Raw genomic sequence first — 22,782 nt, forward strand, 5'->3', positions numbered from 1 at the left:
AAACACCTGGAGCATCCATGACGGACTTGATCCTGCACCACTACGCCACCTCGCCGTTTTCAGAGAAAGTACGTTTGATCCTCGGCTACAAAGACCAGCCGTGGAAATCCGTCACGGTGCCCGTGGTGCTGCCCAAGCCGGATGTGATGCCACTTACCGGCGGTTACCGGCGCACGCCGTTCCTGCAGATCGGCGCAGATATCTACTGTGATACCGCGCTGATTGCGCAGGTGCTGGAGTCGATCCATCCGGTGCCGACGCTGTATCCGGCCGATCATGCCGCTGCCGTGTTTGCCATGGCGCAATGGGCGGATACGACGCTGTTCTGGGCAGCGGCGACCTTTGTCATGCAGCCTGCCGGTTTTCAGAGTCTGTTCGGCAGCATGCCAGAGGCGTTCGTCAAAGCGTTCGTGGAAGACCGCAAGGCCATGCGCGCAGGCGGTACCGGCCTGCGCACACCGCCGCAGGAAGCGACATCCACGCTGCACGTCTTCCTCGCGCAACTGGAGCGGCAACTCGCCACCGGTGAGCACATCTTCCTGTTCGGTGAGCAGCCGAGCGTGGCTGATTTCTCTGTCTACCACTGCCTGTGGTTCATCCGCCGTGCGACGGGCGTGGCGGGCATTCTGGACGCGCATCCGGAGGTTGTGGCGTGGATGCATCGCGTTGCCGCGCTTGGGCATTCGCAGGCCCAGCCGATGACGCCGGCTGAAGCGCTGGACGTTGCCCGCGCCGCCACACCGCACGCGCTGACCGAGCCGAATGCGCCATTCGACGATCGCTACGGCCTGCCCAAGGGTACGCGCGTGACGGTGGCCGCAGTCGACTACGGCGTCGACCCGATCGAAGGCGAGTTGATCGTCTCCACCCGCGACACGGTGGGCCTGCTGCGCGAAGACGCACGCGTCGGCCAGGTGGTGGTGCATTTCCCGCGCGTGGGTTACGCCGTGCGCAAGGTCGAAGCGGCGGGCTAGGCGTTGGACAGGCGGGTTTTGCCGCTTTGATCCCCTTTCATGACAACAACACGAGAGAGACACGTATGAAGCAATTCGCAGGCGGCGTGGCCGTCATCACGGGCGGTGCGTCGGGTTTCGGCAAGGAGTTCGCCAAGAACGCGGCCGGGTTGGGCATGAAGCTGGTGCTGGCCGATATCCAGCAGGACGCGCTGGATGCGGCTGTGGCTGAGTTTGCAGCGCAGGGCGTGGAAGTCATCGGCCTGCGCGTTGACGTGTCGAAGGTGGAAGACGTACAGGCGTTGGCCGATGCTGCCATCAAGACGTTCGGCAAGGTCAACCTGCTGTTCAACAACGCAGGCGTGGGCGCCGGCGGGCTGATCTGGGAGAACACCGAGCGCGATTGGGACTGGGTGCTGGGCGTGAACCTGCACGGCGTGATCCACGGCGTGCGCATCTTCACGCCGCTGATGCTGGAAGCCGCCAAGAAGGACCCGTCGTACGAAGGCCATATCGTCAATACGGCATCGATGGCGGGGCTGTTGAATGCGCCGGCCATGGGCATCTACAACGTGTCCAAGCATGCGGTGGTAGCGTTGTCCGAATCGCTGTATCAGGACTTGAGCCTGGTGACCGAGCAGATCCATTGCTCGGTGCTGTGCCCGTACTTTGTGCCGACGGGCATTACTAAGTCACACCGCAATCGCCCGCAGGACCTTGCCAATACGGCGCCGCCCACGAAATCACAGCTTGTGTCGCAAGCTATGTCGGACAAGGCCGTCAGCTCTGGCAAGGTGACGGCGGAGCAGGTCGGCCAGATGACGTTTGATGCGATCCGCGATGCGAGCTTCTACATCTATTCGCACCCGCACGCGCTGGCACCGGTTCAGCATCGTTTTGAAGACATCGTCTCGCAGCGCAATCCGTCCGATCCGTTCGAAGGTAAGCCGGATGTGCGTGCGCGTCTGGTGGAAGCACTGCGCGACTAACGCATACACCCAAGACTCCGGAGCCGCCATGACGACCGCCGCCATCACTGAATCGCAGTTCGCCGATCTGCCCAACGGCATGCGGCTGCATTACGCCAGCGCCGGCAAGCGCGGTGCGCCGCTGATGCTGTTCGTGCATGGCTTTCCGGAGTTCTGGTACGAGTGGGAGTCACAGCTTGCGGCATTCGGTGATACGCACTTTGCTGTGGCGCCCGATATGCGCGGCTACAACCTGTCGAGCAAGCCAGCGGCAGTGGATGCGTATCGTCCGAAGTTCCTGGTGCAGGATCTGGCGCAGCTCATTACGGCGCTGGGGTATGAGCGCGCCATCGTGGTTGCCCACGATTGGGGCGGGGCGATCTGCTGGAACCTGGCAATCCAGCATCCGGAGTTGGTGGAGCGGCTGGTGATCGTCAATTCGCCGCACCCGTGGGTGTTTGCGAATGCGTTGCTGAGCGATCCGACGCAGCAGGCTTCGTCGGCGTACATGAACTGGCTGCGCAAGCCGGGCTCGGAAGAGGCGCTGGCCGCCAACGAATTCGAGAAGCTGGAAGGTTTCTTCCACGGCATGGGCCAGCCGGTGGCCGAGTGGTTCACGCCGGAGGTGCGGGCACGCTATCACGCTGCATGGAGCCAGCCGGGCGAGGGCGGCTCGCACGGGCTAACTGGGGGCGTGAACTATTACCGTGCTTCACCATTGCATCCGCCCACCGAGGGCACCGCACCGTTGCGCATCGACCAGATGCCGCCCGACGCGTTTGTCGTGAAGGTGCCCACGCTGGTGATCTGGGGCGAGATGGATATGGCGCTGCCGAAAGGCCTGCTCAACGGGCTGGAGCGCTTCATTCCCGATCTGCGCCTTGAGCGCATTCCCAACGGCACGCATTGGGTGGTGCACGAACAGCCGGAGCGCATCACCGCGCTGATCCGGCCGTTCGTTTCGTAACGCGCCGGCTTACATCGACTCCGCAAGCATGCGGCGGTAGTCATCTGCCGTGGCGATGCGCGGGTTGGTCTTGTGGCAGTGGTCGAGCAGTGCGCCTTCCACCACGTGCTCCAGCGCGTCTTCCGGCACACCCATCTGGCGCAGGCTGGTCGGCAGTCCCAAACGCGCCGTTAGATCGTGTACGGCTTGGGCCAGATCAGCGCCCGCGGGCAGGTTCATCACGCGGCGCATGCGCGCGTAGCGGTTGTCCCGCACCACGGTTTCCGCTGTTTCGTTAAAGCGCAGCACGGCAGGCAGCACCACCGCATTGAGCGTGCCGTGGTGCAACCCGGTCTTGCCGTTCACTTTCACACCGCCCAGCGGGTGCGACAGCGAATGCACGCACCCCAGCCCCTTCTGGAACGCCATCGCACCCTGCATCGAGGCGCTCATCATATTGAGCCGTGCATCTCGGTCGGCACCATCACGCGTGGCGCGTTCGATATTGGCCCAGGCGCGCTCCAGTCCATCCAGCGCGATGCCATCGGCGGGCGGATTGAAGGCCGGGGCGAGGAAGGTCTCAATGCAATGCGCGATGGCATCCATGCCGGTGGCGGCCGTGAGCGCGGGCGGCAGGCCGAGCGTCAATTCCGCATCGCAGATCGCCGATTTAGGCAGCAGGTGCCACGAGTGGAATCCAAGCTTGCGACCGTCTTCCAGGATGATGATGGCACCGCGCGCCACCTCGCTGCCGGTGCCGGCTGTGGTGGGAATGGCGATCAGCGGTGCCGCCGCTTCCGTGATCTTTGCGCTGCCGCCCTCGATGGTGGCGTAGGTGGTCAGTGGCTCGGGGTGCGTCGCCGCAATGGCGATGCCCTTGGCCAGGTCGATCGACGAACCACCGCCAATGGCGATCAGCCCGTCGCAGCCGGCGTCCTTGTACTGCGCGGTGGCCTTCAGCACCATCGCCTCGGTCGGGTTGGAGGGCGTTTCGTCGAACACGGTGATGGGCAGCCCGCCCGTGGCATCGATGGCCCGCTGGGCCAGCCCGGCGGCGGCCACGCCCTTGTCGGTCACGATCATTGGCCGGCGGATGCCGACGCGCGCGCATTCGCTTTTCAGTTCGTTGACCGTGCCGAAGCCGAGGTGGACGTGGGTGAGGTAGTAGATGAGGGCCATGCGCTGTCTCCGATGGATGTGTGCATCACCCGTCTTGTCGTGCGGGCGTGGTTCAATGGATACTCCGATGATAGCTAAATTAGAACGATCGTTCAGTTAACGCCCTCATGCAGCACCCGTCTCTCGACCCGCACGTTGCCCAGTTGCTCGACCTGGTTGCGCGTGCCAAGCGTCCGCCGTTGAATGCGCTCGACCCCGCCGACGCCAAGATCGCCTACGAAAAGAGCAGCCCCATTGTCGACATCCCGGCCATTCCGCTGGAAGCCGTACATGACCTGACGGTCACTGCGCGCGACGGTCATGCGATTCCCATCCGTACCTATGCCGCACGTGAGGTGAGCTGGGCCGATCCGCTGCCGTTGCTGGTGTACTTTCACGGTGGCGGTTTCACCGTGGGCAGCATCAGGACGCACGATCAACTCTGCCGATCATTGGCAGCCAAATCCGGGGCGATGGTGTTGTCGGTGGACTATCGGCTCGGGCCGGAGTGGAAATTCCCGACCGCAGTAAACGACGCGTTTGACGTGCTGCAGTGGGTGTTCGATGAAGCCGTCACCATCGGCGCCGACCCCGCGCGCATCGCGTTCGGCGGCGACAGCGCGGGCGGAACGCTAGCTGCCATCAGTGCCATCGAGGCACGTAACCGAGGCCTCGCGCCTGTTCTGCAACTGTTGATCTACCCCGGCACCACTGCGCGCGAGACCACGCCGTCACACCGCAAATTCGCCGAGGGCTACCTGCTCACGCAGGAGATGATCCACTGGTTCTTCTCGCAATACCTGCGCACGGATGCCGACCGCGACGACTGGCGCTTCGCCCCGCTGGATGCCGGTGGCCACGGCGCCGATGTGCAAGGCGTGTGCCCCGCGTGGATTGCGGTGGCTGGCTTCGACCCGATCCGCGATGCCGGCATCGGCTACGCGAACAAGCTGCGCGATGCCGGTGTGCCAGCCGAACTGAAGCTGTACGAAGGCATGATCCACGACTTCTTCAAGATCGGCCGCTTTGTGCCGGCAGTCGAAGATGCACACCGCGACGCCGCCACTGCACTGCGCCGCGCCTTCGGCACCGAGACGGAGTAAGCAACAATGAGAGGAGACCCGCATGGCGATTGAGGATTTCCGCCACAGCACGCCATTGCGTGTGCGCTGGGCCGAAGTCGATGCGCAGAGCATCGTCTTCAATGGCCACTACCTGTTGTATGCCGATGTCTGCATCACCGAGTATTGGCGCAGCATCGGCGTGCGATATCCGGTGGATGTGGTTGATACGTTTGGTGTCGACTTCTACGTGGTCAAATCCACGCTCGAATACCATGCGTCCGCGCGCTTTGACGACGAGCTGGACCTGCGTTGCCGCGTGGCGCGCTTGGGCCGCTCCAGCATGCGTTTTATCATTGAGATGTATCGCGCAGACGAGCATCTCGTTACCGGCGAGGTCATCTACGTATGCGCCGATCCCGCTACGCAGACCTCCGCGCCGCTTCCCGACACGCTGCGCGATCGCATTCTCAATTTTGAAGTTCTCAAGCCTGAAACATGACTGCCCCTGAATCTGTCCGCCCGCTTGCCGGCGTTGAAATCGACCGCTGGGACACCGTGCGAGAAGAAGCGCGCGCCATTCGCTACGACGTGTTTGTGGTCGAGCAGGGCGTGCCTGTTGAACTCGAATGGGATGAGTGGGACGACCAGTGCTGGCACGCCCTGGCGCACGATACGGCCGGCCGCGCAGTTGCTACTGGCCGTCTACTGCCCGACGGCCATATCGGGCGCATGGCAGTACGCAAGGAGGCGCGCGGCACGGGCATTGGCGCATGTGTACTGCAAGCGTTGATCGACAAGGCCCGGTCGCTCGGTTACCCAGAACTGATCCTGAACGCGCAAACCCACGCCATGCCGTTCTATACACGCGCTGGCTTTACCGCCGAGGGCGCAGAGTTTGAAGAGGCGGGCATCCCGCACCGGACCATGCGCCGCGTGCTGTAACAGACCGCCTACACGTTGATCGCGCGGGCGGCGCGCACGATCGCTTCGATCGCAGCCTGTGCCGCCGGCGACGACGTTCTGCCGTGCAGTCGCACAATCCCCGTGATGGACGGCGGCGACAGCCAGCCTTTTACCGCCAGCCGTACAAGTGCGCCGGACTCCAGTTCCTCGCGTAGGGCGGCATCTGTTGCGCCGAGCACGGTGTCGGTGGTGAGCGCGACCGTCTTGAGCACGCCGTAGTTGTCACATTCGAGCGCAATGCTGACTTCCTCGCCCGCAGGCAAACCCAGCAGGGCGGCCAATTCCACCTTCGACGGGCTCAGCAGCTTCGGCACGGCAATGCCGTATTCCCACACTTCGCGCAACGTGTGCTCACGCTGCGCCAGCGGGTGCCCGGCCCGCACGTACAGATGGGGCGGTTGACCGCCGATGGGCTGGATATCCAACGCGGCGTCTTTTGGCATATCGCGCACGTCCGCAGCGAAGAACTCGATGCTTTCCGTGCGCAGGCTTTCTAGTAGTTGCACCCAGTTGCCGACTTCCATGCGCAGCGCCACCTGTGGATGCAGTTGCCGCAACTCACGCAACGCCTGCGGCATCAAGGTGGCAGTCAGCAGCGGCCCCACGCCAAAGGCGGTATCGCCGAGTTGGCTGTCACGGTAAAGGTCTACGTCACGCTGCAGGCACCGCGCCTCGAACAGCAGCTTGCGCCCCCGTGCGATCACGAACTCACCCGCTGCAGTGGGGCGCACGCCGCCCACATCACGGTCGAACAGGCGAATGCCAAGGTCATCTTCGATGGCCTGGATGCTTCGGCTGAAGGCAGGTTGGCTAAGGTGCGCCAACTCGGCGGCGCGGGCGAAATGCAGGGTGTCAGCCAGGGCAACGACGTGACTCAGGCGGCGCAAGTCCATGCTGTTGCGTCCATTGCATTGAATAGATGTTTATTATGCATTGGACGCATTGAATTACCACGCCTAGGCTTGTCTTCATAAAAATTCGCTACAAAAGCGAGGAGACACCCGATGAGTTCACACCTGCAATTGGCACTGATCGTCGCCTGCATCCTGGGCTTCGGCGCCATGGAGTTCGTCACACGGCGCTACCAGGCCAGTGTCAGCGGCAAGGCCACCGCCAACGACGCATGGCTGGAAGTGCTGATGTTCGTTAGCCTGGTCGCCATCACCCAGCCGATTGCGCTGCTGGGCAGCAACGCGCTGTGCAACTGGCTCATGCCTGCGCAGCACAACGCCTGGGCCAATCTGCCGTGGTGGGCCATGACCGGCCTGCTGCTGATCGGCGATGACCTCACTCAGTATCTTTGGCACCGTGCCTCGCACACACCGCTGCTGTGGCCGTTGCACCGCGCGCATCACAGCTCGTCGTACATGAGCGTGCGAGTCACATACCGCAACAACTTCTTCTACTACCTGATGATGCCCGGCCTGTGGATTGGCGGTGTGGCGGTGTATCTGGGTTTCGGCAGCGTCTACGGGGTGTATCTGGTGGTGAAGGTGGCCGTCATTCTGGGCGCGCATTGCGCCTGGCCGTGGGATGCGCCGCTGTACCGCATTCGCGCGCTGCGCCCACTGATGTGGGTGATTGAGCGCGCCATTTCCACGCCTGCTACGCATTGGGCGCACCACGCGCTTACTAACGCCGATGGCATCGGCCACTACAAGGGCAATTTCGGCAACCTGCTGTTCTTCTGGGACGTGCTGTTCGGCACCGCCCACATCACGCGCAAGTACCCCGCGCAGATCGGCTTGCAGGACGACGTATTGTTTGGCGAGGAGCGCTGGACCGCGCAAATGTTCTACCCGCTGGTGCAGTCCAAGCGTGAGCATTCTGCGCTGCGTCCGGGCGGTGCGGCCATCACCGAAATCGACCAGCTTGTTGCCGCCAAACAAGAGACGGCATGAGTCGATGCGCGCTTACATATCGGCGTGCGTAACGGTATCGAGCACGCCGAGGTAGCGTGTCTCGCCAATCTGCCCTTGCGCGTCGAAGCGGCGCTCGGTCACGTCGAAGCAGCCATCGTGGCGGATGCGCAGCACGGTAGTGGCACGCGTGCCGTAGCGCGGCGAGCGGATGAATGCGGCGGAGAGCAGCTTTTCCCACTCTGGTGCCACGCCGGTGGCAGGCAGGGCGCCGGTGGGGGCTTCTCGTGTCTCGGCCATCAGGTTGATATAGCGGGACACGTCCAGCGCGTTGCCGTGTCGGCCGGTATCAGCGGCCAAGGCCTCGGCAAACGCGGCCATGCGGTGGCGTACCTTGAACCACGGCGTGTCGAGCAACGCATTTGACAGCCCGTATACGCCGGGCGCCAGCTTGAGCGGGGCATCTGCGCGGTTGCTGGTCCACCAGAGTTCGTCGCGCGTGGCGGTCAGCAGGTTGTAGCCATTGTAGGCGCGGTCGCGAGTGGTCAGGCTATCGAGGTACGTCGGGATCGACGCCTCATCGGCCGTCAGGAAATTGGAGACCAATTCACCGCGTGAGCGCGCATCGGGGCGGCGCTCGGACGGCGCACGGTAGTTGGTCAGCGCTGCAAAACGGCCGTCGCGTGTCATCCCCATCCACGTGCCTGCGTGGCCGACAACCTGGGCCAGATCGCGCCCGGCGAGTACGTTGGGCGCATCGCTCCACCACGCCAGCGGCGCCGCGGGGCGGTCATAGAATTCGTCCCGGTTGGCGGCCACCACTAGCGCGTAGGCGGGGTGGGCGTGCCAGGCCGTGAGAATCAAACACATGAGCACTTCCTTTGAACGTGCCAAGCGAGTGGTCAATGTGACGACCTGTGTCGCGAGGGCTTCGGCCAAGCATAGCAGCCAGCCGAATTTTTGCGATGACGATTACGCGAGTACGGGGTTAACCGTTCTCCAGATCGACGAAAAGCTCCGCATGGCGTTCGCCCGCAACGAATTCGCGCGGGCCGCCGGTCTCCCACAGGCCGGCCAGCGTAGCGGTAAAGGCAGGCGGGATATCGTGGTAGCACTCCATCCACGTGGCCTGCCCGTCGCGTAGCTCGGGGCGACGCATCACGGTGCCGGTCACGCCGGTCGCTTCTTCCACCGTGTCGAGCCAGCGTTGCCAGCGTGGCAGGGCAGCGGCGGCGTCGCGCTCGGCGATGCGGAAGTAGACGAACAGGTGATCGGCCATGATGGGTGTCCGGTATCAGGCGTTTTCTGAAACGGGAATCGTGTACGGCAGGTTCTGCAACGTCAACACCGGGCCGTCAAACGTGGCGAGGTGGATGACGGTGTCGAGCGCATCCAGCTTCAACTCGACCAGCAAGTCCGTGCCGCCGTCCGGTGCCATTGCCGCATTCACGACCATGCCGCACGGCTGGCTCGGATCGGCTGCGCTGTAGACCTCGGCGCCCGCCGAGGTGGGAGCATTCACGTGGGCGCGTTGCATGCGCCGCTTGAGCGTGCCGCGATACTGGCTGCGCGCGACGATTTCCTGGCCGGGATAGCAGCCTTTTTTGAAATCAACACCGCCCAGCAACTCCAGGTTCACCATCTGCGGCACGAACTGCTCTTGCGTGGGCAGGGTGATTTGCGGCACACCTGCCTGCAGGCTCAACCAGTCCCACACCTCAGTGCCGATCAGCGACAGGCGCGACGACAGCATCTTCCATGCATGCTGGAAATGCTCGGCGTGCACCATCCATTGATAGCGCGGGCGGCCGTCGGCGTCGGGCAGGCGGATCACTGCGCCAACCTGCTGGCCCACCGTGGCCGGCTGCTGTGCAACGGCGTAGATGGCATCCGACTCCGGCAGCACGGCGCCGGCCGCCAGCAGGGCATCGGCCGCATCCGGCCCGGCGACGCCGATGGCGATGAACTCGTCCATCGGACGCAGCTTGGCCTTGGCACGCAGCACGAACATCGACAGGCGCTTGGTAAGCGCCGGGGCGACCAGCTTGTCGGCCTGCAGCACGATCGTATCGGCCTGGCGCCACATCAACAGCGTGGCCAGCAGGCGCCCTTTGGGCGAGCAGTAGCCGGCCAGACGAGCCTGGTCGGGCCCCAGGCCCGTGACGGCGTTGGTCAGCTGGTTATGGAGGAATTCGGCCGCATCCGCGCCTTCAACGGCAATGCGCGCGAGGTTGGTCGGCGCAGACAGCACGCTGCCGCGCGTGGCGGCGTCAAATTGGACGTCGAGCGGAGGAAAGCTGAGCGTATCGACGAAATCCTGGAAAACGACATTCATGGTGTGCAGGCTGCCTGAGATTGACCCGGTATTATATGAGGCTGTCTGAAGGGCAGTTTGTGCCCTCTCAACCCATTTCAATAGTGCGGACAAAGCTGCGGCCGAGTCGTTCCGCACGTGGATTCCGTCAATACGCAACGCAATGTTCTCTTTTCTCAAGCGCTTGATTCTGCTGGCGATCCTGATCGCGCTGGCGGCGGCAGGCGGCGTGGTGTGGTGGGCCCAGCAACCGGTGAGCCTTCCGGCACCGTCGCTGGAAGTGGTGATCAAGCCGAACTCGAGCGTGATCTCGGTCGGCAAGCAGCTCGCCAGCGCGGGCGTGGGCGTGCAACCGCAGTTGTTCTCGCTCGTGGCGCGCGCTACCGGCAACGCCAAGAGCCTGAAGGCCGGCGGCTACGAATTGGAGACCGGCGCCACGCCGTTGTCCATCCTCGACAAGATGGCGCGCGGCGAGGTCACGCACTACGTCGTCACCGTCATTGAGGGCTGGTCGATGCGCCAGATGCGCGCGGTGGTGGATGCGGAGCCAGCGCTCAAGCACGACACGGCGGGCCTGTCCGACGCCGATTTGATGCGCAAGATCGGCGCACCCGAATCCAATCCGGAAGGCCTGTTCTTCCCCGATACCTATCTCTTTGCACGTGGCAGCAGTGATGTGGAGCTCTATCGCCACGCCTACCAGGCCATGCAGAAACGCCTGGCCGACGCCTGGGCCAAGCGGTCGCTCGACCTGCCGTACAAGACCCCGTACGAAGCCTTGACCATGGCCTCCATCATCGAGAAGGAGACCGGCCAGAAGGTCGACCGACCGATGATCGCGGCGGTGTTCGTCAACCGCCTGCGCAAGAACATGCTGCTGCAGACCGACCCGACCGTCATCTACGGCATCGGTGCCGGCTTTGACGGCAATCTGCGCAAGCGCGATCTGCAGGCAGACACGCCGTACAACACCTACACGCGCGCCGGCCTGCCGCCCACGCCGATCTCGCTGCCGGGCATGGCCTCGCTGCAAGCGGCGCTGAACCCCGCGGCGTCCGATGCGCTGTACTTCGTGGCGCGCGGTGACGGCAGCAGCCAGTTTTCGACCAACCTGACGGACCACAACCGGGCCGTCAACAAATACCAGCGCGGCCAACCATGACCGGCAAGTTCATTACATTCGAAGGTATCGACGGCGCGGGCAAGAGCACGCACCTGGCGTGGTTCGCCCAGCAATTGCAGGCCAAGCTCGCGCCGCAAGGCAAGAATGTGGTCGTCACCCGTGAGCCGGGTGGCACGCCCCTGGGCGAACGCCTGCGCGAGGTGCTGCTGCACGAACGCATGCACCTGGAAACCGAAGCGCTGCTGATGTTCGCCAGCCGCCGCGAGCACATCGCCGAGGTGATTCAACCCGCGCTCGATCGCGGCGATTGGGTCATTTCCGACCGTTTCACCGACGCCACCTTCGCCTACCAGGGTGGAGGCAGGGGCTTGGCCATTGACCGGCTTGAAGCGCTGGAGCAGTGGGTGCAACAGGGCCTGCAGCCAACCAAGACCATCCTCTTTGATCTCGCCCCCGAAATTGCCGCCGCGCGCCTGGCAGACGCCCGCACGCCCGACAAGTTCGAGGCAGAGTCCGCCCAGTTCTTCCTGCGCACGCGTGCCGAATACCTGCGCCGCGCCGCCGCCGAGCCGCTGCGTTTTGTTGTGCTGGACGCCAACCGCGAGCGCGGCGAACTCCAGAAAGACTTAGAGAAGTTGCTTGCAGTGCTTTGATTTTGCGTGCAATTTCCGATACTGAAATAATGGTTTCACGGCGAGCTTTCGCATCAACAATCTAGCGCAACCCATTGATTTATGATGCTTTATCCTTGGCAATCCGCTGACTGGGCGCGCCTGCAGGCCATGCGGTCCAAGCTGCCGCACGCCATCCTGCTGAACGGGCAGGCCGGCACCGGCAAGCGCGATTTCGCCATGCACTTTGCGCAGGGCCTGCTGTGCGACACACCCGCGGCCGACGGTCAGCCATGTGGCACGTGCGCGGCCTGCAACTGGTTCGCGCAGGGTAACCATCCGGACTTCCATCTTGTGCGCCCTGAGGCCATGGAAGATGCGCCCGAGACCGAGAAGGACGCCGAGGGTAAGAAGAAGGCGCCCAGCAAGATCATCCGCATGGAGCAGGTGCGCAGCCTGATTGAGGCGATTGGTGTGGGCACGCACCGGGCAGGGCTGCGCGTGGTAGTGCTGTACCCGCTGGATGCGCTGCAGACCGAAGGCGCCAACGCGCTGCTCAAGACGCTGGAAGAGCCGCCACAGGACACCATCTTCCTGCTGGTGACGGATCGTATCGACCGCATCCTGCCGACCATCCTGTCGCGTTGCCGGCAGTTTCCGCTGCAGCCGCCTCAGCCCGACGCCGCGCGCCAGTGGCTGGAGCAGCAGGGCGTACCGCACGCGCAAAACCTGCTGGCTGAATACGGCAATGCACCGCTGGCTGCGCTATCGGCCGCCGAGTCCGAAGACCGGCCACTGTTGCAGTTTTTGCTCGAGCAGCTGGGCCAAGGTTCGAAACTCGACGCACTGGCCACCGCCGATCATTTACAGAAATTGTCGGTTCCCGCCGTTCTCAGTACCATGCACCGATGGGTATTTGATCTGATGGCTGCAAGGCTGGCAGGGCGCCCACGGTATTTCCCGGCCCAGCGCGACGCATTGCAGCGTTGCGCAAGCGCCATCCCGCTGGACCGCCTGGAGCGTTTCGCCCGTGCCTTGCCCGAACGGCGCCGTACCGAGCAGCATCCGCTGGCTGCACGGCTCGTCATCGAAAGCCTTTTGCTGGATTACCGGCAGCTTTTTCCTGCTGCCTGAAACTGAACTCCTGGAACCTCTGTGAGCACTGCACCTCTTCGTACGCCTGGTACACCGGTCACCCCTGGCGCTCCTGCTGCCCCAGGCATGGCTGCTGGCGCCCCGACGCGCCCGGGCATTGTCTCCCTGGCCATCAAGGATGAAGCCGGCCTGCACGCCGCCTATATGCCGTTCCTGAAGAACGGCGGCATCTTTGTGCCTACCCAGCGGCCTTACCGCATCGGTGAAGACGTCTTCCTCGTGCTATCGCTGCTGGACCGCCCGCAGAAATATCAAGTGGCCGGCAAGGTGGCCTGGATCACGCCCGTTGGCACGCCAAACAGAACACCGGGGATCGGCGTGCACCTGGGGGAAGACGAACCCTGCCGCGTGCTGCGCCGCGTGGTTGAGGAGCTGCTGGGCAAGCAGATCAACTCGCAACGCCCCACGCAAACGCTCTGATACCTTTTATGAGACGGCGCATGAAATTTGTGCCGTAACTTGCTGATTTTCTGATGTTTGTTGATTCCCACTGCCATATCAATTTTCCGGATCTCCGGGCGCGCCTTCCGGATCTGCTGACCCGCATGCGCGAAAACCGCGTTACGCACGCGCTGTGCATTTCCGTCACGCTGGAAGACTTCCCGAGCGTACTGGAGATCGCCGAGCAGGAGCCGAACGTGTACGCCACTGTGGGTGTGCACCCGGATGCCGAAGCCGATATTGAAGAAGGCACGCGCATTGAAGAGCCAACGCTGGAGCGCCTGCTGGCGCTGGCGGACCACCCGCGTGTGGTCGGCATTGGCGAGACGGGGCTCGATTACTACCGCTTGGGCGATCGCACCGTGGCCGACATGGAGTGGCAGCGCGAGCGTTTTCGCACGCATATCCGTGCCTCCAAGCAGACCGGCAAGCCGCTGGTGATCCATACGCGCTCGTCGGCGGACGACACGCTGGCCATCATGCGCGAAGAGGATGCCCAGGCCGCACGCGGCGTCATGCACTGCTTTACCGAAAGCTGGGACGTGGCGAAGGCCGCGCTGGATCTTGGGTTCTACATCTCGTTCTCGGGCATCGTCACGTTCAAGAACGCGGTGGACCTGCAGGAAACCGCCAAGAAGGTGCCGCTGGACCGCATGCTGATCGAGACCGATTCGCCCTACCTTGCGCCGGTGCCATTCCGCGGCAAAACCAACGAGCCAGCATACGTACGGCACGTGGGTGAATTTATCGCAACGCTCCGTGGGGAACCGTTGGATCGTATTGCCAACACCACGACAGAGAATTTTTTCAATCTATTCAACGCAATACCGCAATAACTTGAAGTTCGGCATGAAAAAAATTGCATTGACCGTCGGGCTGACGATGGCCCTGTCGGGCGTCGCACTCGCCACGCCACAGGACGACCTGCGTGCTGCCGTCGAATACAACCGGCCAGTGCTGGTGCAGAAGTACGTTGCGCAGGGCGTCGACCCGAACCTGAACACGCGCGAAGGCACGCCGCTGCTGGTGGACGCGCTCAAGGACAAGAACATCGAAGTGGCCGAGGCGCTGATCCGTGCCAAGAACCTCGATTTCGAGCGCACCAACGCCGCCGGCGAGAACGCGCTGATGATGGCCGCCTACCAGGGCCTGCTGCCCATGGTGAAGCTGATGGTGGAAACGTACGAGGTGGAGGTCAACAAGACCGGCTGGACCGCGCTGCACTACGCCGCCACCAACGGGCACGACGACGTCGTCAAATACCTGCTCGACCACGCCGCCTACATTGATGCGGAAAGCCCCAACGCCACGACGCCGCTGATGATGGCGGCCATGAACGGCCACATCACCACGGTCAAGCTGCTGCTGGACGAGGGCGCGGACATGAACCTGCGCAATCAGCAGAAGATGGACGTGATCGACTTTGCCAAGCGGTATCACCAGGACGAGATTGCCGCGGGGCTGGAGTCACGCCGGCGCAAGCTGGCTGCGCAGTCTGGCCAGCCCGCGCCTGCGGCCAAGCCTGCAGCACCAGAGGCACCGACGCCGATGGCGGCCCCTAAGCCAGCGCCTCAGCCGGCCGCAGCGCCATCCGGCAATCGCGATGCAATCGGTACCCCAACCGATGCGCTGTTCAACAGCAATGGCAGCAGCCGCGTGGCGCCGGGCGAACTGCGTGGTAACTAAGCCCGACAATGCGGGACGGGTGTGATGCCTGTGATACCTGTCACACCCGCCGCGCCAACCGCACTCCGGTGAACTGCCAGCGCTGGTGCGGATAGAAGAAATTTCGGTACGTCGCCCGCAGGTGCCCCTCGGGCGACACGCATGACCCGCCGCGCAGCACCATCTGGCTGCACATGAACTTGCCGTTGTACTCGCCCACGGCGCCCTCGGCCGGCTGAAAGCCCGGGTAGGGGCCATAAGGGCTGGCAGTCCACTCCCATACATCTCCGAAGAGTTGCCGAAGTCCGCCGGCCTGGGCGATGCCGTGGTCGGGCAATGGCATGAGCGCGCCGCGATCGGCGAAGTTGCCTTGCACCGGCATGCCCTCGGCGGCGTGCTCCCATTCGGCTTCCGTGGGCAGGCGAGCGCCGGCCCAGCGGGCATAGGCATCGGCCTCGTAGAAACTGACATGCGTGACGGGTGCATCCAGGTCAACGGGGTGCAGACCGTGCAGTGACATCTGCTGCCAACCCTCCGCGCCATCTACGTCAGAGCGCCAATAAAGCGGGGCGTCGATCCCTTCGCGCTGCACCCAAGCCCAGCCATCGGATAGCCACAGCGTGGGCTGGCGATAGCCGCCGTCCTGCATGAAGGCGATCCACTCGCGGTTGGTGATGGGGTGTGTTGCCAGTGCGTAGGGCTCCAGCCAGACGGTGTGGCGCGGGCCCTCGCAGTCGAACATGAAATCGGCGCCGGAATCGGTTTTGCCGATTTGTGCGGCGCCGCCCTGGAATGCGACCCAGCCTGGTTGGGCTCCAGTCGCGCGTACGGGTGCGGGCCGTGTCTGCGCGTAGGCCGGACACAGTGGGTTCTGCGCAAACAGGTGCAGCAGATCGGTCAACAGCAACTCCTGGTGCTGCTGCTCGTGATGCAGACCGAGCGTAATCAGCCGGGCAAGCTCCGCAGACACGCCTTCGGCCAGCAGGCGCTGCATGGCCGCATCCACATGCGCGCGATAGGAGCGCACCGCATCGAGTGTCGGGCGCGTGAGCATGCCCCGGCGTGGGCGTGGATGCCTTGCGCCAACGGTCTCGTAGTACGAGTTGAACAGGTAGCGGTAGCGCGCATCCGGCGAGCGGTAACCGGCCACGTTGGGGCCGAGAATGAACTCTTCGAAAAACCACGTGGTGTGGGCCAAGTGCCATTTGGCGGGGCTGGCGTCGTCCATCGACTGGACGGTGGCATCGGCGTCCGACAGCGGCGCAGCCAGTGCCAGGGACTGTGTCCGCACGGCGCTGTAGTGCTGCAGGAGGTCGGGCAGGGCAGGCCGGGTATTGGCGGGCACATCGAAGGCGGGCGATACGCGCATGACGTCTTCAGTCTCCAGGCTGGCGGCAAGAACAGGCGATCAGAACGGCAGAGCAGCAAGTGGGCCATGCTGCAGAGCGCACGCTGGCGCGCCATGCTCACCCGCGCATGTCTCGGTTTCGTAAGAAGCATATGCGAGCTTTGTAACTTTTCTATGCGCAACAGTGGCCATGCTGCGTTGCAGTGATGGCTGCAGCGCAGCATCGCTTGTCATGAAACAGTCACTCCGGTCACCTAGGATGTAAACGTTTACAAATTCAAATGAGGGCGCCGTGGCAAGCAGCATCAAAGACGTGGCAACGCGGGCGGGCATCTCCATCGCCACCGTGTCGCGTGCGGTCAATACGCCGGAACGTGTGAGCGCTGAGACGCTCGCCCGCGTGCAGGCCGCCATGGATGCGCTGCAGTACCGCCCCAACGCGTTGGGCCGCCAGCTACGCGCAATGCATACCGGTCTGCTGGGCGTGGTGCTGCCCTCGCTGGCCAACCCGGTGTTTGCGGAGTGCATGCAGGGCATTGAGGACGCGGCGTCCGTCACGGGCCAGCGCGTCATGCTCATGACCACCGCCTACGACCTCGAGCGCGAAGCACGCGCCATCGAGACCCTGCTGGAGCAGCGCGTCGATGGGCTGGTCCTGACGGTGGCCGATGCCGCGGCCAACCCCCACCTCGATCGCCTGGACGCCGAGCACGTGCCGTATGTGCTGGTCTACAACGACACCGTCGGCCAGCCGCGCATTCCCGCTCGCTGCTGCGTGACGGTCGACAACCGGGCCGCTGCGCGTGATGCCATCCGTGCACTGCTGGCGCAGGGCCACAAGCAGATCCGCATGCTGACCGGCACGCTGTCGGCGTCCGACCGTGCGGCGCTACGACACGACGGCTACCGCGAGGCGTTGGAAGCCGCCGGCATTGCCCCGCAGCCACCGGTGGAAATCGACTTCAACGCCGATGTCATGCTGCCCGCCGAACTGGCCCGCCTGCTGGCGCCGCCGCGCCCGACCGCCATCTTCTGCAGCAACGACCGCCTGGCATTGCTCACGATCCGCTCGCTGCGCGAGATGGGCCTGCGCGTGCCGGAAGACGTGAGCGTGATCGGCTTTGACGGCTTGGCGATGGGGCAGTGGCTCATGCCCACGCTTGCTACGGTGGCCCAACCGCATCGCCAGATTGGCGAGGGTGCCGCCCAAGCGCTGGCGCGCCGCATCGCGGGTGAGGTCGTGCCATCGATCACGCTACCGCATCGCCTGCTGCATGGCGGCACGCTGGCCCGAGCGCCAGCAGCGCCCGCATCGCTTTCTGTTGTGCCTTCTTCCCTCACGTCTGATACGCAAGGAGCGTCTCGATGAAACGTCTCGTTCAATGGCTGCGCGCGTGCGGCCTTGCTGGTGCCACCATCGCTGCTGGCGCCTTCGGCCTGGCCGCGCCAGTGCAGGCCCAGCCGGCCGGCCAGCAGGTCGCCATCTGCTACAACTGCCCGCCGGAGTGGGCCGACTGGGCCAGCCAGATCAAGGCCATCAAGGACAAGACCGGCATTACCGTGCCGTTCGACAACAAGAACTCCGGCCAGGCCATCGCGCAGATGCTGGCTGAGAAGTCGCACCCCGTGGCCGACGTGGCCTACCTGGGCATTACGTCCGCCTACCAGGCCAAGGAGAAGGGGCTGGTCGCCAACTACAAGCCCAAGCACTGGGAAGACATTCCGGCCGGCATGAAGGACCCGGACGGCGCGTTCTTCTCGATCCACTCCGGCACGCTGGGCTTCTTCGTCAACAAGGACGCGCTGGAAGGCAAGCCGGTGCCGCGCTCGTGGAAGGACCTGCTCAAGCCTGAGTACAAGGGCATGGTCGGCTACCTGGACCCGAGCAGCGCATTCGTTGGCTATGTGGGCGCCGTGGCAGTCAACCAGGCGCTGGGCGGCACGCTGGACAACTTCACCCCCGGCATTGAGTGGTTCAAGCAACTGAAGAAGAACGCGCCGATCGTGCCGAAGCAAACGGCCTACGCCCGCGTCGTGGCCGGTGAAATCCCCATCCTGCTGGACTACGACTTCAACGCCTATCGCGCCAAGTACAAGGACCACGCCAACGTGGAGTTCGTGATCCCGCAAGAAGGTTCGATTGCTGTGCCGTACGTGATGAGCCTGACCGCCGGCGCGCCGCATGCGGACAACGCCAAGAAGGTGCTGGACTTCGTGCTGTCGGATGAAGGCCAGGCGCTGTGGGCCAACGCCTACCTGCGCCCGGTGCGCGCCAATGCCATGAGCAAGGAAGCGGCATCACGCTTCCTGCCGGCCAGTGAATACGCCCGCGTGAAGACGGTCGACTTCAACAAGATGGCAGCAGGCCAGCAGGCCTTCGGCACGCGCTATCTGGACGAGGTCCGCTGAGCATGAGCACCGTCACCCGAACCACCTTGCCAGAGGATGCGGTACTGCCCGCACGGTGGCGGGTGGCGTTGCTGGCGCCGGCCGTTGCGTTGTTCTGCGCATTCTGGTTGCTGCCAATGGCTGCGCTGCTGCGTGTGAGTGGCAGTGAAGGCTTGATCGCCACCTACACGGCAGCGCTGACCACGCCGCGCTATCTGAGTAGCCTTGTCTCCACGGTCGTGTTGTCGGTGGCCGTGACGCTGGCAACGCTCGTGCTCTCGACCATTGCTGGACTGTTCCTGGTGCGCCATAACGTGCCGGGCAAACGGCTGATTACCGCCATGCTGACGTTCCCGCTGGCGTTTCCGGGCGTGGTGGTCGGCTTCATGGTGATCCTGCTGGCCGGGCGTCAAGGCCTGCTGGGTGACCTGACGCGTGCGCTGACCGGCGAGAAATGGGTCTTCGCCTATTCGATCGGCGGGCTGTTTCTCGGCTACCTGTATTTCTCGATCCCGCGCGTGGTGCTGACGGTGATGGCGGCGGCGGAAAAGCTCGATCGCTCGCTGGAAGAGGCCGCGCGCTCGCTGGGGGCATCGTCTTGGCAGGTCACGCGCGACGTGCTGGTGCCGGGGCTCGCACCCGCGCTCATCGCCTCGGGGGCCATCTGCTTTGCGACCTCGATGGGCGCATTCGGCACGGCCTTCACGCTTGCCACCGAAATCGACGTGTTGCCGATGACGATCTACACCGAATTCACGCTCAACGCAGGCATTGCGATGGCAGCAGCGCTGTCGGTCGTGCTGGGTGTGGTGACATGGCTGGTGCTGGCGATTGCGCGTACTGCAAGCGGCGGGCAAACCGGAGCGGCGGCATGAAACGCCTGCTTTCTCTCTCGCAGTGGTTGATTACGCTGCTGCTGTGCCTGTTCCTGATCGTGCCGGTTGTGCTGTCAATGGCTGTGGGCCTGACGCGCAACTACATCCGCGGTTTCAAGAGCGGTTGGACGTTGGATTGGGTCGCCCAGGTGTGGGACATGTACCAGGCGTCGATCTGGATGTCGTTGCTGGTGGCGCTGTGCACGCTGGTGATCGTACTGGCCGCTGGTGTGCCGGCCGGTTATGTGCTGGCCCGCCGTCAGAGCCGCACGAGCCGCCTGATCGAAGAATTCCTGACGCTGCCTGTGGCGCTGCCGGGCTTGGCGACAGCACTGGGGTTGATCGTTGCGTATGGCGGGTTCGGCGGCTTTCGCGAAAGCCTGTGGTTCATCGTGGTCGGGCACGTGGTGTTCACGCTGCCGTTCATGGTGCGCTCGGTAGCGGCGGTGTGTGCGGGGCAGAACCTGAAGACGCTGGAGGAGGGCGCCGCCAGTTTGGGTGCGTCGTTCTGGCAGCGCTTTCGCACCATCGTGCTGCCCAATGTGCAGCCCGGCATCCTGGCCGGCGCGCTGACGGTGGTGACGCTGTCAGTGGGTGAATTCAACCTGACCTGGATGCTGCACACGCCGCAGACCAAGACCCTGCCGGTCGGCCTGGCCGACACCTATGCGTCGATGCGCCTGGAGATTGCCAGCGCCTACACGCTGATCTTCTTCGTCATGATCGTGCCGCTGCTGGTACTGATGCAGCGCTTTGGCGGGCTGCGCACGAGCGACACCCGCAACGGAAAGACCTCCCGATGAGCAAAGACTCTCTCAATCTCGCACCCGTGCCGATCCAGCTGCGCGGCTGCGGCAAGCACTTCGGCGGCCAGCGTGTGCTGGACCCACTCGACCTCGATATCAGCGCCGGTGAAACCGTCGTGCTGCTCGGCCCCTCGGGTTGCGGCAAGACCACCACGCTGCGCATCGTAGCCGGGCTGGAAGCGCCGGATGCGGGCGGCACCGTGCGCTTTGGCGACGAGGATGTCACCGCGCGCCCCATCGAGCGCCGCCGCGTCGGTATGGTGTTCCAGAACTACGCGCTGTTTCCCAACCTGAGCGTGCGCGGCAATGTGGAATACGGCCTGCGCATCCAGCGCCGCCTGAATGGCCTGTCTGACGCACAGATCAGCGTCCGTGCGAACACGCTGCTGGAGATGATGCATCTCACACCGTATGCCGATCGCGCTGTCGACCAGCTCTCCGGCGGCCAGCGCCAGCGCGTGGCCTTGGCACGCGCCTTGGCGCCGGAGCCACGCGTGCTGCTGCTCGACGAGCCGCTCACGGCACTCGACGCCAAGCTGCGCGAATCTGTGCGCGCCGAAATGGACCGCCTGCTGCGTAGCCTCGGCATCACCACCATTTACGTGACGCACGATCAGGAAGAAGCGATGGCGCTGGCGGATCGCATCGTCGTGATGGAAGCCGGCCGCATCGCGCAGATCGGCACGCCACGCGAGATCTACTTCCAGCCCGCCAACCGGCATGTGGCCGATTTCATCGGCATCATGAACCGGCTCGATGGCCTGCTGCGCGATGGTGCATTTGTCTGCGCGGGTGGTCGTGTGCCCGTGCTGGCAGGCGAGGGCAAGGATGGAACCGATACGGTGTTCTTCCGCCCGGAAGACGCCGTACTGGCCGATCCGGCGCACGCTGCGCTCAAGGGCACGGTGGAATCGGCGGTGTTTCTCGGGTTCCGCACCCGTGTGCGCGTGGCGGGCGTTTCGGCCATGCCGTTGTTCATTGACGTGCCCGGCCGCCAGCACTTTGCGCCGGGCCACGCGGTCGGCTTTGATGTTCCGGCAGACCGGCTCCTCACCTTGCAAGCGTGATGCACTTTCTGCAACTGACCGACCTTCATATCAAGCGCCCGGGGCGGCTGGCATATCGGCGTGTGGATTCTGCCGCCTATCTGGCACACACCGTGGCGCACATCCTTGCACAGCCTGAGCGCCCCGAGGCCATTGTGCTGACCGGTGATCTGGTGGATGCTGGCTCCCCCGAGGAATACGCGCACCTGCGCGCCGTGCTGGCGCCGCTGGATGCGGCAGGCATCCGCATGCTGCCTGTGCTCGGCAACCATGATGCCCGCGATGCCGCACGCGACGCCTTTGCCGACTGGCTCGCGGCCATTCCGGCTGCCGCACAAGACCCGCATGCATTCCAGTACTGGGCCGACCTTGGCGATGTGCGTCTGATCGTGCTCGACACGCTGGACACCGGCCACCCGGGCGGCCGCCTGGGTGTGCAGCGCCTGGACTGGTTGGCCGAAGCGCTGGCGCAGGAAACGCTGCGTCCGACGGTGATTGCCATGCACCATCCGCCGTTTGCCACCGGAATCCATCACATGGATGTGCAGTCGCTGGCCGAAGACGACATCCCGCCGTTTGCGCAGATCGTGCGTGCGGCGGGCAACGTCGAGCGCATCATCTGCGGCCATTTGCATCGCTCCATTGACGTGCGCTTTGCGGGCACGGTGGCATCGACCTGCCCATCACCGGCGCATCAGGTGGCGTTGGACCTGAACCCCGCGGGCGAACCCGGCTTTGTGATGGAGCCGCCCGCCTACAAGGTGCATGCCTGGGTGCCAGGCCAGGGGCTGGTGAGCCATCTCGCTTACGTTGGCGAATTCGATGGCCCGCACCCGTTTTTTGAGGCCGATGGAAGATTAATTGATTGAGTCGTTTTGAGGAGTAATGCTGGCCGCCGATGAGGCCAGCTTGCGCCTTACGCAGCATACGAAGAACTTTCAATTTCTTGTGCATCCAGGCCAAGATTCATTTTCCAAGCGGTTCGGTGGGTTTTCGCCATCATTAAAAAAGAAGCGCCCCTTCATTTTTTGACGATGGGCTGTTCTCTGCATAGCCTTCGACAGTGCCGGAAATGATTGCCTGAGCATCATTGACTCAC

Annotated in this window: 25 protein-coding genes; 19 read left to right on the forward strand and 6 right to left on the reverse strand. The window is 63.9% G+C overall.

All coding sequences use genetic code 11. The features are described from left to right. Nucleotides 1–17: 17 nt before the first annotated feature. From R2N11_RS14615 to R2N11_RS14625, 3 genes are all read left to right on the forward strand, one after another. Nucleotides 18–974, forward strand: coding sequence for a glutathione S-transferase family protein (locus R2N11_RS14615; RefSeq protein ID WP_316681522.1), 957 nt, complete (start codon nt 18–20; stop codon nt 972–974). A 65-nt stretch (nt 975–1,039) separates the two neighbouring features. Beyond that, entirely contained in the window at nt 1,040–1,942 is a 903-nt protein-coding gene (locus R2N11_RS14620) for an SDR family oxidoreductase (RefSeq protein WP_316681523.1), read from the forward strand. Nucleotides 1,943–1,970: 28 nt separating this feature from the next. Continuing rightward, a complete protein-coding gene (locus R2N11_RS14625) occupies nt 1,971–2,888 on the forward strand; it encodes an alpha/beta fold hydrolase (protein ID WP_199028295.1) in 918 nt (305 codons plus the stop codon). A gap of 9 nt (nt 2,889–2,897) precedes the next feature. On the opposite strand, the gene R2N11_RS14630 is transcribed toward R2N11_RS14625, so the two are convergent. Then, entirely contained in the window at nt 2,898–4,046 is a 1,149-nt protein-coding gene (locus tag R2N11_RS14630) for an iron-containing alcohol dehydrogenase (RefSeq protein ID WP_199028293.1), read from the reverse strand. Between the two features lie 107 nt (nt 4,047–4,153). Between R2N11_RS14630 and R2N11_RS14635 the strand changes: the two genes are divergently transcribed. The 3 genes from R2N11_RS14635 to R2N11_RS14645 are packed head-to-tail and all read left to right on the forward strand — an operon-like array spanning nt 4,154 to nt 6,031. Beyond that, nucleotides 4,154–5,128 (forward strand): alpha/beta hydrolase, encoded by a 975-nt coding sequence (locus R2N11_RS14635; protein ID WP_316681524.1) that lies wholly within the window; start codon nt 4,154–4,156, stop codon nt 5,126–5,128. A gap of 22 nt (nt 5,129–5,150) precedes the next feature. Beyond that, the gene (locus tag R2N11_RS14640) at nt 5,151–5,588 is read left to right on the forward strand and encodes an acyl-CoA thioesterase (protein WP_316681525.1); all 438 of its coding nucleotides are present in this window, start codon (nt 5,151–5,153) and stop codon (nt 5,586–5,588) included. After that, on the forward strand, nt 5,585–6,031 hold the full coding sequence (locus R2N11_RS14645) for a GNAT family N-acetyltransferase (protein WP_316681526.1): 447 nt from the start codon (nt 5,585–5,587) through the stop codon (nt 6,029–6,031). The genes R2N11_RS14640 and R2N11_RS14645 overlap by 4 nt, the downstream gene beginning before the upstream one ends. Before the next feature lie 8 nt (nt 6,032–6,039). Here R2N11_RS14645 and R2N11_RS14650 read toward each other — a convergent pair whose 3' ends face one another. After that, complete coding sequence (locus tag R2N11_RS14650) at nt 6,040–6,945, reverse strand: LysR family transcriptional regulator (protein ID WP_199028285.1); 906 nt, start codon at nt 6,943–6,945, stop codon at nt 6,040–6,042. Nucleotides 6,946–7,056: 111 nt separating this feature from the next. On the opposite strand from R2N11_RS14650, the gene R2N11_RS14655 reads away from it, so the two are divergent. Continuing rightward, entirely contained in the window at nt 7,057–7,953 is an 897-nt protein-coding gene (locus R2N11_RS14655; RefSeq protein ID WP_316681527.1) for a sterol desaturase family protein, read from the forward strand. Between the two features lie 12 nt (nt 7,954–7,965). On the opposite strand, the gene R2N11_RS14660 is transcribed toward R2N11_RS14655, so the two are convergent. The 3 genes from R2N11_RS14660 to ygfZ all read right to left on the reverse strand — a co-directional run bounded on the left by R2N11_RS14660 (nt 7,966) and on the right by ygfZ (nt 10,246). Further along, the gene (locus tag R2N11_RS14660; protein WP_199028282.1) at nt 7,966–8,781 is read right to left on the reverse strand and encodes an NRDE family protein; all 816 of its coding nucleotides are present in this window, start codon (nt 8,779–8,781) and stop codon (nt 7,966–7,968) included. A 118-nt stretch (nt 8,782–8,899) separates the two neighbouring features. Then, nucleotides 8,900–9,190 (reverse strand): DUF4936 family protein, encoded by a 291-nt coding sequence (locus R2N11_RS14665; RefSeq protein ID WP_199028280.1) that lies wholly within the window; start codon nt 9,188–9,190, stop codon nt 8,900–8,902. Nucleotides 9,191–9,205: 15 nt separating this feature from the next. Then, nucleotides 9,206–10,246: a CAF17-like 4Fe-4S cluster assembly/insertion protein YgfZ gene (ygfZ, locus tag R2N11_RS14670; protein WP_316681528.1), complete on the reverse strand. Its 1,041-nt coding sequence runs from the start codon at nt 10,244–10,246 to the stop codon at nt 9,206–9,208. Nucleotides 10,247–10,388: 142 nt separating this feature from the next. Between ygfZ and mltG the strand changes: the two genes are divergently transcribed. From mltG to R2N11_RS14700, 6 genes are all read left to right on the forward strand, one after another. Then, a complete protein-coding gene (gene mltG / locus R2N11_RS14675; RefSeq protein ID WP_316681529.1) occupies nt 10,389–11,387 on the forward strand; it encodes an endolytic transglycosylase MltG in 999 nt (332 codons plus the stop codon). Beyond that, nucleotides 11,384–12,001, forward strand: a complete 618-nt coding sequence (gene tmk / locus R2N11_RS14680; RefSeq protein ID WP_199028274.1) for a dTMP kinase — start codon at nt 11,384–11,386, stop codon at nt 11,999–12,001. Before mltG ends, tmk begins: the two co-directional genes overlap by 4 nt. 81 nt (nt 12,002–12,082) lie before the next feature. Beyond that, nucleotides 12,083–13,093, forward strand: coding sequence for a DNA polymerase III subunit delta' (locus tag R2N11_RS14685; protein WP_199028272.1), 1,011 nt, complete (start codon nt 12,083–12,085; stop codon nt 13,091–13,093). Nucleotides 13,094–13,180: 87 nt separating this feature from the next. Continuing rightward, on the forward strand, nt 13,181–13,534 hold the full coding sequence (locus R2N11_RS14690) for a PilZ domain-containing protein (protein WP_233176784.1): 354 nt from the start codon (nt 13,181–13,183) through the stop codon (nt 13,532–13,534). A 53-nt stretch (nt 13,535–13,587) separates the two neighbouring features. Further along, nucleotides 13,588–14,391 (forward strand): TatD family hydrolase, encoded by an 804-nt coding sequence (locus R2N11_RS14695; protein ID WP_316681530.1) that lies wholly within the window; start codon nt 13,588–13,590, stop codon nt 14,389–14,391. 13 nt (nt 14,392–14,404) lie between these two features. Next, nucleotides 14,405–15,241, forward strand: a complete 837-nt coding sequence (locus tag R2N11_RS14700) for an ankyrin repeat domain-containing protein (RefSeq protein ID WP_316681531.1) — start codon at nt 14,405–14,407, stop codon at nt 15,239–15,241. Between the two features lie 40 nt (nt 15,242–15,281). Here R2N11_RS14700 and egtB read toward each other — a convergent pair whose 3' ends face one another. Next, complete coding sequence (gene egtB, locus R2N11_RS14705) at nt 15,282–16,589, reverse strand: ergothioneine biosynthesis protein EgtB (protein ID WP_199028266.1); 1,308 nt, start codon at nt 16,587–16,589, stop codon at nt 15,282–15,284. Nucleotides 16,590–16,860: 271 nt separating this feature from the next. Here egtB and R2N11_RS14710 point away from each other — a divergent pair, with 271 nt between their 5' ends. From R2N11_RS14710 to R2N11_RS14735, 6 genes are read left to right on the forward strand one after another with little or no spacing between them, the layout of a single operon-like run. Further along, nucleotides 16,861–17,937, forward strand: coding sequence for a LacI family DNA-binding transcriptional regulator (locus R2N11_RS14710; protein ID WP_316681532.1), 1,077 nt, complete (start codon nt 16,861–16,863; stop codon nt 17,935–17,937). Further along, nucleotides 17,934–18,977, forward strand: coding sequence for an ABC transporter substrate-binding protein (locus R2N11_RS14715; RefSeq protein ID WP_199028262.1), 1,044 nt, complete (start codon nt 17,934–17,936; stop codon nt 18,975–18,977). The genes R2N11_RS14710 and R2N11_RS14715 overlap by 4 nt, the downstream gene beginning before the upstream one ends. A gap of 2 nt (nt 18,978–18,979) precedes the next feature. After that, nucleotides 18,980–19,831 (forward strand): ABC transporter permease, encoded by an 852-nt coding sequence (locus R2N11_RS14720; protein ID WP_316681533.1) that lies wholly within the window; start codon nt 18,980–18,982, stop codon nt 19,829–19,831. Further along, nucleotides 19,828–20,634, forward strand: a complete 807-nt coding sequence (locus tag R2N11_RS14725) for an ABC transporter permease (RefSeq protein WP_316681534.1) — start codon at nt 19,828–19,830, stop codon at nt 20,632–20,634. Before R2N11_RS14720 ends, R2N11_RS14725 begins: the two co-directional genes overlap by 4 nt. Continuing rightward, nucleotides 20,631–21,704, forward strand: coding sequence for an ABC transporter ATP-binding protein (locus tag R2N11_RS14730; protein ID WP_316681535.1), 1,074 nt, complete (start codon nt 20,631–20,633; stop codon nt 21,702–21,704). Before R2N11_RS14725 ends, R2N11_RS14730 begins: the two co-directional genes overlap by 4 nt. Next, nucleotides 21,704–22,552, forward strand: coding sequence for a phosphodiesterase (locus R2N11_RS14735; RefSeq protein WP_316681536.1), 849 nt, complete (start codon nt 21,704–21,706; stop codon nt 22,550–22,552). The genes R2N11_RS14730 and R2N11_RS14735 overlap by 1 nt, the downstream gene beginning before the upstream one ends. Nucleotides 22,553–22,782: the final 230 nt, after the last annotated feature.

Origin of the sequence: Ralstonia flaminis, assembly GCF_958415495.1 — a bacterium.
Lineage (GTDB): Bacteria > Pseudomonadota > Gammaproteobacteria > Burkholderiales > Burkholderiaceae > Ralstonia > Ralstonia flaminis.